Origin of the sequence: Candidatus Nitrotoga arctica (genome assembly GCF_918378365.1) — a bacterium.
GTDB lineage: Bacteria > Pseudomonadota > Gammaproteobacteria > Burkholderiales > Gallionellaceae > Nitrotoga > Nitrotoga arctica.
On sequence record NZ_OU912926.1, the window covers coordinates 2,851,966 to 2,862,166 of the forward strand.

Consider the following 10,201-nt stretch of genomic DNA (forward strand, 5'->3'; position numbering starts at 1 on the left):
CAGCAGATAGCTCAGAAACGCATTCTCGCGGTCAGCATGGCGCTACGCGGTTCGCCATACACGTTGCCGAAATCGACCCCGCGAATGCTGGAGTAGTAGGTCTTGTCGAATAAGTTATTCAGGTTCAGCGCGAGCTGCCACTGTTGGTTCGGCCGGTAGCTCAGGCGCAAGCTGGTGATAGTGTAAGCTGCCTGCTCCGAACGTACCGCGCCGTTGAGCGCGTAGTAGCCGCTCTGCGCATTGAGCCCGCGCCCAGAGTCCAGCGGCTGGCGTCCCATGGCAAGCCCCACTGCGCCCACAGCTTGAACATATGACGCGGCGTCTGCGGACGAAACGCCAGCCCTTGGTTAGCCCTGTCCTTCAGGTAAGAGGTCAGATTGAAAGTATAGCCAGCAAACAGATCCAGCTGGGGTGCCAACCTTCCCGATATTTCCGTCTCGATGCCCTCGCTGCGTACTTTGCCCTCGGCGCGGTAGCAACCGTTAATGATCACCGCCGTCGCGCACGGTGCAGCTGGGTCCTCGAAGGCGCGGTTGGACTGGTTGATGCGAAACATTGCTAGCGAGGCGTTCACGGCACCGCCCAAGTACTCGCCCTTAACACCGGCCTCATAATTGGCGCCGACGATTGGGTCCAGTTCCCGACCGCTGGCGGTAAATTGCGCGCTCTGCGGCAGGAAAATGTCGGCATAACTGGCATACAGCGAATAGGTTGGGTCCAGCTTGTAAATCAGGCCCGCATATGGCGTAAGCTCACGATCGTAACGCACCTTCCTGCCCTGAACGGTAGTACCAGTGAGCAGATTGTGGTTGTCGGTGCTGGTGTCATACCAGCTCAAGCGAGCACCAAGGATCAGTTTCAGATCTCTGGCCAAGGTAAATCGGCCACTCCCGTACACACCATGCTGATGGGTGCGCAATGTGGTTCCAGAGATGAACGGCCCTTCGTTTGGTTCGGCCACACTGTAGGGGTCAAAATTGAAGATGTTCGGTACCGGCACGGCAGCAAAGAAAGCCGATTGCCGGGTCCGCGACACGTAGTCCTGGGCGCTGGCACCGATTATCAGCTCGTGCTGGTATCCGAACAGAGTAACCTTGCCGCTGGCGTTGGCGTCAAAGTTGCGGCGCGCACCCTCGGATTGGTAACGCAGGCCGGTATAAATGGAAGCAGCCGAATTGGCTGGATTAACACCGAAGCCTGCACCCGTACCACGCATCACGGTGCGCTTGAAATCCTGGTCCTGTGGCGTACTATTGCCCCCTACGTTGAGCTTCCAGCCGTTTGCCAAATAGTGTTCAAGGTTGAAGAAGGCATCATCGATGTCCTGCGACCAGCGGCTCCAAGCTGGCGCCAGAAAGGTCGAACGCGGTAACCCCAGACTGTGGCCGTCACTATAGCGCGGCAGGCCAAAGATCAACGGCACGGCGTTGGTCTGCTGCCGCTGCAGGCCCAGCGAAAGCATGGTAGCAGGGCCGAGATCAAGCTCGATGACTCCGTACAGCATGTCCTTGCGCGATGCCATCACCTTGACATTGTAGTCACGGTCTTCATGCACTGCCACCACCCGCGCCCGTAATGTGCCAGCATCGTTGAGCGGGCCGCCGATGTCGGCCTCGGCACGGTAAAAATCCCAAGAACCGGCACTGGCCGCTAGGGAAGCGGCAAATTTGTGCCCCGGCTTCTTGCGTACCAGATTCACCGTCGCCGAAGGATTGCCTGCGCCCTGCAGCAGCCCGGCCGCACCGCGAATAACTTCGATCCGGTCATAGGATGCCAGATCGACACTGGTAAACGAAGTACCAAGAAAAGTCTGCGGCACTCCATCGGCCTGGTAATTATTGATGAGAAAACCGCGCGATATAACGTTGGCCGAGCCAGCTGGACCGGTGCTGGTGTCGAACTGCAAGCCAGTCATCTGGTCGAGCGCACTCTCGAGCTGGTACAGGTTCTGATCTTCCATGCGCTGACGCGTCATCACGCTCACCGACTGGGGGATGTCGCGTAGCGCCTGCGGCGTCTTACCGATACTGACCGCGCGTGTGGTGTAGGAACGTGTACCTTCAGTACGAGGATCGCGCTCCGTATTAGTTGTCACCGTCACCTCCGGCATGGTCGCCTCAACTTTTCTCGCCGCCGCGGAGGAATCGGCTTCAGAAGATGGATTCTTGGCGGCAGGCGCTTTACGCAGCGAATAGCCGCCACCCGGCTGGGCGACCGCTTCAATGCCGCTGCCGGCCAGCAGCATGCTCAGCGCCGAGGCAATGCTGTAGCTGCCGGACAGCTCTCTGGATTGCAGGCTACTGAGCAGCGCAGTGTCGTAGGAGAGATTGACTCTGGCGGTGCGCGCAAAGCGATCCAGCGCCCCCACCAATGGACCGGCCGGCACGTTGAAGCTGCGGATTTCATCGCCAGCGGGCAGCGCCGTGGCCGCCTGTGCCTGGGCAGCGTGCGGCAGCACCACGCCAACAGCCAGACTCAGCAGCATGCCCTGCACAGCGACGGTCAGCAGCGTGAGCTGCGGACGAAATGACGGGGATATGGATCGGGTCTGGCGCTCTGCACTAGGGAACTGCGAACGATTTAAGGTCATTTCTCACTTTCGACAAGGTAGGTTATTGATGGCTTCCTACTTGGGAGGCCGGTCGAAAATCGAAATCCCCTCAGTATTTTCTAAAAAAATTTTTACAGCCTGTTTCCCCTCTTCGTCAGTGGGCTTCTCGTGGCCCCACCGTAACCCAAAAGCGCGTGTGGTAAGTGACGCTGATCGGCTGTGTCTGAACAAGAAATTGCAGCGCCCGATCGGTCTCTTTCACATGGAAAAGACCAGACAAGCGCAAATCAGCCACGCGTGGATCGCAGACGATGCGGCCAGGCCGGTAGCGTGCCAGCTCGGCCAGCAAGTCTTGCAGAAGAATGTTCTTGCCGGCGATGACACCCTCGGCCCAGCCATCGGCCTCAAAGCCTTGCAGCTCGGCCGGTGCGGTGCCATCGTCCATGAGCCAACGGCTTTCGCCAGCCTGCACGACGGCGGGCACACCACCGTCCGCCGGGTGCAATTCCACGGCACCTTGCTGCACGCTGATGCGGGCGCGCTCCTTGTCCAGCCGCACGACAAAGCGCGTGCCCAGGGCCTGCATCCTGCCAAAAGGCGTGTAGACCCAGAACGGGCGTTTGGCCGGCATGCCGGCATCCGCACCCGTAGTGATGAGGATCTCGCCCCGCCGCAGCACCACGAGACGGCGCGGGCCGACCAGGTCGGTGCTGATCGCGCTGTCGATATTAAGCACGATAACGCTGCCATCATCGAGGTGCAGCGTCTTCTGTTCGCCGATACCGGTACTGACATCGGCCAGCAGACGCTGCCAGGGCGTTTGCTCGCGTACGATCCAGCCCGCCGTCACGGCGATGCCGGCCAGGGAGAGTAACTTCATGGCATTGCGGCGGCTCAGGCTGCGATGTTCGCGGCCGGCCTGCGCCGTTTGCAGCGCATCGAGCGCCAGCTTGGGCGGCAGTGCGCCCAGATCGGACTGAAAGCCTTTCAAGGAATGCACGCGCTGCCAGGCGATACCGTGCAAAAGATCGGCATGCAGCCAGCGCTCGAACGCGTGCCGATCCTGGACAGTGGGTGCATTGTAGTTAAGTCGAACCGCCCAAGTGATTGCGGCATCGATGACGGATTCGGGCAGCCGGTCAGGCGGCGGCACATCGGAGGGGTGATAAGACTTATCTGGTACTTCCGCTGTGCCGCCGTGTGGCAGAGCGCCTTCGCTCATGGCTCAAACCGCAGAGCGTAACAATCGCGCAGAGCCTTGGCAATGTAGCGTTCCACAGTGGACAGCGACACGCTCAGGTGCTCAGCGATCTGCGGGCAAGTGAGCCCGTCGAGTTGAGCCAGCAGAAAAGCAGTACGTACCTGAGGCTTGAGCGAGTCGAGCAACCGATCGATCTCGATCAGCGTTTCCAGAAAGATCAGGCGCGTTTCGGGCGAAGGCTCCTCGGCCTCAGGCAGAACGGCCAAAATTTCCAGCCAGGCCAGCTCCAGCTCGCGCCGCCGCCAGTGATCCACGACCAGACCGCGCGCGATGGCGGAAAGATAGGCACGCGGCTCGTCCAGGTACAGGGGCTGCTGTCGGGTGAGCACGCGCATGAAGGTATCCTGCGCGAGGTCCGCGGCGTGGCAGGCGTTGCCGAGCTTGCGACGCAGCCAACCATACAGCCAACCGTGATGATCGGTGTACAGTATGTGGATCTGCTGCGTTGCAATATCATCCGCCGACACGATACTCTCCTTGTGATTGGTCGAGCACGTGTGCAGACCTAGTAGATAATGAGAATTATTTGTATTTTACAAGGTGTAATACAGATCGTGCAAGACTGATCTAAATATGGCTGGACAAATGGCCGTCACCTGCCCACGACATATCCCCGCTGCCGGCCGATGAAAGTGTGCCTTGAACAGCAGCGTGCTGTCTCAACCCACGCTTCGGAGTCGGATACCCTGATCACCCCAGAGAGATAGCCCATGTCGAATTTCATCAATGGTGCCGTGGCGTACTGCTGCCGCATAGGCCAGAGTCATCATTGTGGTCGATGTTGGCATTAAGAATGAGGACCCCTCCTCGGCTTCTCACGCCACGGCGTTTTCGACGCTATCGTCGAATGTATTCACCACGGCGGACGACTTGAGTACTGCATAGTTGAAAGACCTGAGATTCAGGCACAATTTTGCCGTGATCAACGGCAGTGGAGTTTTACCAAAGTTCGCTACCGTGCTTTAGTCAAGAATGCCGGTCGCGTATTTACCTTGCTAGAAATAGCAAATACTTGTCTCGAAATCGATTAATGACACATGTGTGCCCATAGCGGGCGAAAAATGCAAGGAGCAGCCCGAAAGGGCAAAACAAAACGAGCTGAACTCGCCATTTCGCATAATCACGTATATTTCGTAATTGAAATCTTGGAAATGAGGGCTTGGTTTTTCAGCATAGCTCTAACCATAAAAGGAAAGAGCCATCCGGCAAAAACGCATGAACACCCAGTTAAACAGAAAACAAGCAGTGCCCAAACTAGCCATTCGCTGAAGTCATCCTCACTCAGAAAAGTATCTTCCGACTATCCCCTGCGTGTTAACGTTTTCCTGTTGCAGAATTGAATCCAGAAGTTTCGCGGCCATGCACTAGCTGGTTGCCCCGGAGAACAATACTCTTTGTCGTGATTGTTCAGTATTACCGAAATAAATATTCCGCCACGTATCATCCACCTTCAAAAACTGCGGTGTCACGTTGGGATTGCCCTGATTTTTTGCCAACCATTCGCGAAATGCATAATGATTCCAGAGACGGAAAAACTCCGTCAGATAGATGTCTGCCACAGTCGTGTTGCCTTGAATCACCAGCATGTTCTCGTCGTTGGCATTGGTCGAGGGATCCGAGAAATTGGCCGATCCTGAGATTACAATCGGATTCGATCCCAACGGATCGACCAGCATGAATTTCGTATGAATATACGGCACATGCGAATTCAATCCACTCAATCCCTCCTTCAGCCACTTATCAAAACAATTTACGCGAATCAAGCTGCCGATTGCGAAGCGATTAAAGGGTAATTTCCGCAGCCGTAATACCTCCGCTTCTGGTTCGGGCCGATTGCCATCATTATCGAGCAAGGCATAACGCAACCCACTAAAGGGCTTATCAAATACGGGGACAAAAGCCTTGTTGATGCCGAAAGCAAAGGTCATGCAAAGCATCGATTGCGCAGCGGCGGCCTGTTCGGCATACCACGAGAGCAGCTTCAGGCCAGAGCGGGGACTAAAGAGCGCGCTGGTCGCTTGCCTTGGCGAGCTACCAAGGTCAGGCGTCGGCGTCAACGTTTCCACACCGGGGCGCAACAAGAGAAATTTAGGATCAACTGCAAGTAAATTCCAGTAATCATGATAGCTACTTGCAATGCTCATATCGTTCACCACGTGTCCGACATTCGAATGTCCGAAGATGCCGCCATCAGTGATATTCGTCGAGCCCGTCCAAACCGCCTGCGGCTGATTATCCTTTAACAACACGATAAACTTATTGTGTGCGATGGCGCTTGGATTTGCGGTACGCTGCCTGCATAGACTGTCGATACCGGCGTTGAGCACCGCTGCCTTATTAAGTGCGGATACCTTTTCGTCACGGCCGTCATATAGGATGCTCACGTCAACCCCGCGATCCTTGGCCGATTTCAACGCCTTTAAAACAGTTTCGTTGGTGAACTGATAAGCGGCCACGCGCAACGCCCATTGACTGTTCTTCGCACGCAGCAAAAACTCGAGCAGCGCTTCCATTAAACCGCGCGAAAGCCAATCGAAGGCTGGTTTACCCACTATTTCCGGACTCTGGTTTTGGAAGCGACGTGCGTACTCCTGACTGGCGGCGGCGCCGCGATTGAACCACACTTCGTGCAGGCCGTTGTCTTCCTTTTCAGTTTGCACACGCACCTCGACCTCATCCTCTTCAATCAAGCTCTTGGGCGAACCCTTCAGTGCCACTACGCGATAGGTATAATCGTAGCCTGGCTTAGCCGTGAAATCGGACCAAGTGAAACCCTGAACCGGATGGGAACGCAACGAGGCCTTGTCCGTACCTGGATCGGTTTCGGCGAATACCTTTATTCCCTCCAGCCAATAGGCCTCGTCCTCGGTATGGTCCGTGCGATGAACGGCAAATCCCAGCACGCGGCGCGAATCGGCTTTCGTCATGCTCCAGCCAAGCAGCACCACATGCGTACCCGCGACCGCCTGCACCGTCAATTTGCCAAGTTTCTTGGTAATGCGCATGACACACTCCTAAAAGACAATTGTCCAGCCAGGCTGGTTGGCTTGCTCCTTGGTGTAGGAAACGCCATGCACCTTCAAACCGTTCTGATTCAGCAAGGTGATGATGCCCCCCTTGTTAGACAAGACCATGGGGATTGCACATCGATGCCGCACGAAGGCATATTAAGCGCAATGTCAGGCTCTGGAGAAGACAGGCCAAACACTGCGATTAACTAAAGTTGCTTGCACATCTACAGATCAATTAAGTTTCACGAGATTGATCGTAAATTACTTTATTATTTATTTTTCTTTTGCTACGCGTTGAGCATTTATCGAAATGACCTTGTCAGTGATGGTATGAAGGTGTTCGCGAGCTTCTGCATCCTGAATCCCATTGGCTAACTCATGGATAGCCAAGCTAACTAATATCTGGTTAACAGGCCTTCTTCCCCATTCAGGGTCTTCCCAGTGACCATGAAAGTAGTTGGTAATGTGAAGGATGAAGTCTCTTGCTGATTTAGATAACATGATTAACTCCCGCAATGAATGATGAAGGTTGCTTTTAAAGCCTATCTGTCGCCGCAACCTATTTGCAACAGCGGTTTAACAACGTCTAGCTTGAGAGACCGTAACCAGCAAGCGAAGCCACCGCTGGCTGTCCATCCGACAGCAAAATTATTGTCAGTGGTACCGTGGGGAACATGATAGAGCGTCAGCTATAAAAGAGAATAAGCAAAATCCTTATTTTATGGCTGGGGAGAATAGAATGGGTATTGGGATAATCAGGTGCCGCTTTCTCATCAGCTGTCAGTCATTCAAGCAAAGATAAACCTGCGAGAGAATAGCTCCATTCGCATGTGTATTAAACGGTTTGCCAAGGAGAAATACCGTTATGTCAAAGTGTGGACGGCGCATAGAATGGCGAGCATGACGACGAGCTATACCCGACTCATCAGTTAAGACGCCCCAAGGATTTGTCATGTTCGGTGGCTTGCGCCGGAACAGTTTCATGCGACGCAAGCCAGTTATGCACTTGGGCAACCACTGCGGCGCCTTCACCCACAGCGGCGGCGACACGTTTGGTTGAGCTGGCACGCGCATCGCCAATCGCGAATACTCCCGGTACCGACGTTTCGAGCGACAGGGGATGATGCTCGTTTTTCAGGTGCGTCGAACGCGCGTCGTCGACCGGCGATAGATCGATCCCGGTACAGACGAATCCCTTATCATTGACATTCACGCCGCAATTCTCCAGCCAGTCAGTGTTCGGATCGGCACCCACGAACAGAAAAATGCGCCGGATGGATTTAGTTTGTTTGCTGCCGTCTTTGCGATTGTGCCACTGCACGCCGCTCACGCCTTCATCGCAACCTTCGATTGCCACGATCTCTGATTCCGTATACAGCGTAACGTTCGCCAACAATCCAATACGGTCGATGAGATATTTCGACATGCTTTTTGCAAGGTCGGAGCCGCGAATCAAATGATGGACGTGCGCCGCGTGGCTGGCCAGGAATACGATTGCCTGCCCGGCCGCATTGCCACCCCCCACGAGCACGACTTCCTCCTGTCCGCATAGCGCGGCCTCAATCGGCGAAGCCCAGTAATAAACGCCGCGACCTTCGTATTTCTCGAGTTCAGGTATACCTGGACGCCGATATTTTGCGCCTGTCGCGATAACCACAGTTTTGGCCAAAACCTGTCCGCCACAATCGAGTTGGAGCGCGCGAGGAAAGCGTGAGCAATCGAGCGACATCACTTCAACCGGTACCACCATTTCAGCACCGAATTTCAGCGCCTGAACATAAGCGCGTCCAGCGAGCGCCTGACCGGAAATCCCGGTGGGGAAACCGAGGTAATTTTCGATTCTCGCGCTCGCACCCGCCTGGCCTCCGAACGCATGAGTATCGAGTACAAGCACGGAAAGCCCTTCCGATGCGGCATAGACCGCACAAGCAAGGCCAGCGGGGCCGGCGCCAACGATCGCAACATCGTAGACACGGTCAGGGCTCAGATCAACATACAAGCCGAGATAACGCGCAAGCTCCCTTTCGGTGGGATCTTTAAGGACTGTTCCATCGGGACAAACAACCAGCGGCAATTCATTTGAACGTGGTTGGTGGAGCTTCACCACCTCTTCCGCGACGCTATCTAGTGCCGGATCCAACACAAGATGAGGATGACCGTTCCTTGAAAGAAATCCCTGCAACCGCACCATACCCGCGCTACCGGGGGCACCGATCAGCAATGGGCCGCCTCCGCCGGTTTCGATCAATCCCATACGCCGCAGGATCAAGGCTCTCATAATACGTTCCCCGAGTTCGGCCTCAGCCACGACCACTGCGCGCAAGGAAGGCGGATCTATCACCAGTGCTTCGACCACCTCAAGGGCGCGTCCATAGGCAAGCGGGGGACGGCCCGAAAGCTGGCCGACTTCTCCCGCGAAGTTGCCCGGCCCGCTTTCAACTATGGGAATCTCGATGCCCAGGCCATTTTTGCGCGTAGTCAGGATGCGCCCGCTCAGCAAAACGAACATGCCTGCTCCGCGCATGCTGGGATCAAACAATATTTCGCCGGGCTGCCAGGTGTGCACCGTGCCAAATCGCCGTAACCGGTTAATTTCTGCGGGGGTAAGCTTGGGAAACATTTGCTCGCGACGCGATGCCAAGCTTGGAGGCAAAGGCGCATCTGCCTCGTTGGCTGAAACGTCACCCACTTGACCAGACGCTGATGAGAGCAAACCGTCAGTAACTTCGTTTATCACCGCTTGCGATCCTTGAAAGAAACCGATGAAGGGTGGAGGTGTGCGGTCTGGTTTCCGCTGAAATCGAGCATCTCCTGATCGATGTAGCACCAGCCCCACGGATCCGGGGGGTCGTAGGATTCCATAATCGGATGGCCGGTCGCATGATAATGCTTGGTCGCATGTTTGTTTATCGAACTATCACAGCAGCCGACGTGGCCACACTGGCGGCATAAGCGAAGGTGCACCCATGAATCACCGGTCTTCAGGCAATCCTCGCAGCCCTCCGCAGAGGGTGTTACTTTGCGAATGCTATCGAAATGCGTACAAGCCATACAACCTCCCCATATGTTTCAAGCGATTATATCTTGAGGAAACCTCGATTGTCAGTGGCCTGTTGCGAACATGATAGACCGTCAGCTATAAAAGAAAATAAGTAAAATCCTTATTTCTGACTGGTAAAATTTAAGTGGGCATTGGGATAACCCTGCGCCGCTTTCTCGTCAAGCTGTCAATCATTTAAGCAAGGATAATAGTGCATGCCGTGGCATCGGCCTGAGGAGAATCGCCGCTTGCGCATCTCTGGAAAGTTCGTCGCTGTGGCAATAGGCAATATTATTCTTTTTGAGCTTGAAGAAAAATCAATTTAGGTCTATTGGCTG

8 protein-coding genes are annotated in these 10,201 nt (G+C 55.1%); all 8 read right to left on the bottom strand.

Going from position 1 to position 10,201, the window contains the following annotated elements; genetic code table 11:
• Positions 1–11 precede the first annotated feature (11 nt).
• Positions 12–170, bottom strand: a complete 159-nt coding sequence (locus tag MKZ32_RS15575) for a hypothetical protein (protein WP_338140771.1) — start codon at positions 168–170, stop codon at positions 12–14.
• Positions 161–2,590: a TonB-dependent siderophore receptor gene (locus tag MKZ32_RS12995; RefSeq protein ID WP_338140772.1), complete on the bottom strand. Its 2,430-nt coding sequence runs from the start codon at positions 2,588–2,590 to the stop codon at positions 161–163. The genes MKZ32_RS15575 and MKZ32_RS12995 overlap by 10 nt, the downstream gene beginning before the upstream one ends.
• A gap of 115 nt (positions 2,591–2,705) precedes the next feature.
• Positions 2,706–3,773, bottom strand: a complete 1,068-nt coding sequence (locus MKZ32_RS13000; protein ID WP_239797658.1) for a FecR domain-containing protein — start codon at positions 3,771–3,773, stop codon at positions 2,706–2,708.
• Positions 3,770–4,279, bottom strand: coding sequence for a sigma-70 family RNA polymerase sigma factor (locus tag MKZ32_RS13005; RefSeq protein WP_239797659.1), 510 nt, complete (start codon positions 4,277–4,279; stop codon positions 3,770–3,772). The genes MKZ32_RS13000 and MKZ32_RS13005 overlap by 4 nt, the downstream gene beginning before the upstream one ends.
• A gap of 897 nt (positions 4,280–5,176) precedes the next feature.
• The gene (locus tag MKZ32_RS13015; RefSeq protein WP_239797660.1) at positions 5,177–6,817 is read right to left on the bottom strand and encodes a phospholipase D-like domain-containing protein; all 1,641 of its coding nucleotides are present in this window, start codon (positions 6,815–6,817) and stop codon (positions 5,177–5,179) included.
• A 279-nt stretch (positions 6,818–7,096) separates the two neighbouring features.
• Entirely contained in the window at positions 7,097–7,324 is a 228-nt protein-coding gene (locus MKZ32_RS13020; protein WP_239797661.1) for a hypothetical protein, read from the bottom strand.
• A 424-nt stretch (positions 7,325–7,748) separates the two neighbouring features.
• Positions 7,749–9,560 (bottom strand): FAD-dependent oxidoreductase, encoded by a 1,812-nt coding sequence (locus tag MKZ32_RS13025; RefSeq protein ID WP_239797662.1) that lies wholly within the window; start codon positions 9,558–9,560, stop codon positions 7,749–7,751.
• Positions 9,557–9,874: a UBP-type zinc finger domain-containing protein gene (locus tag MKZ32_RS15770; RefSeq protein WP_239797663.1), complete on the bottom strand. Its 318-nt coding sequence runs from the start codon at positions 9,872–9,874 to the stop codon at positions 9,557–9,559. The genes MKZ32_RS13025 and MKZ32_RS15770 overlap by 4 nt, the downstream gene beginning before the upstream one ends.
• Between the last annotated feature and the right edge of the window lie 327 nt (positions 9,875–10,201).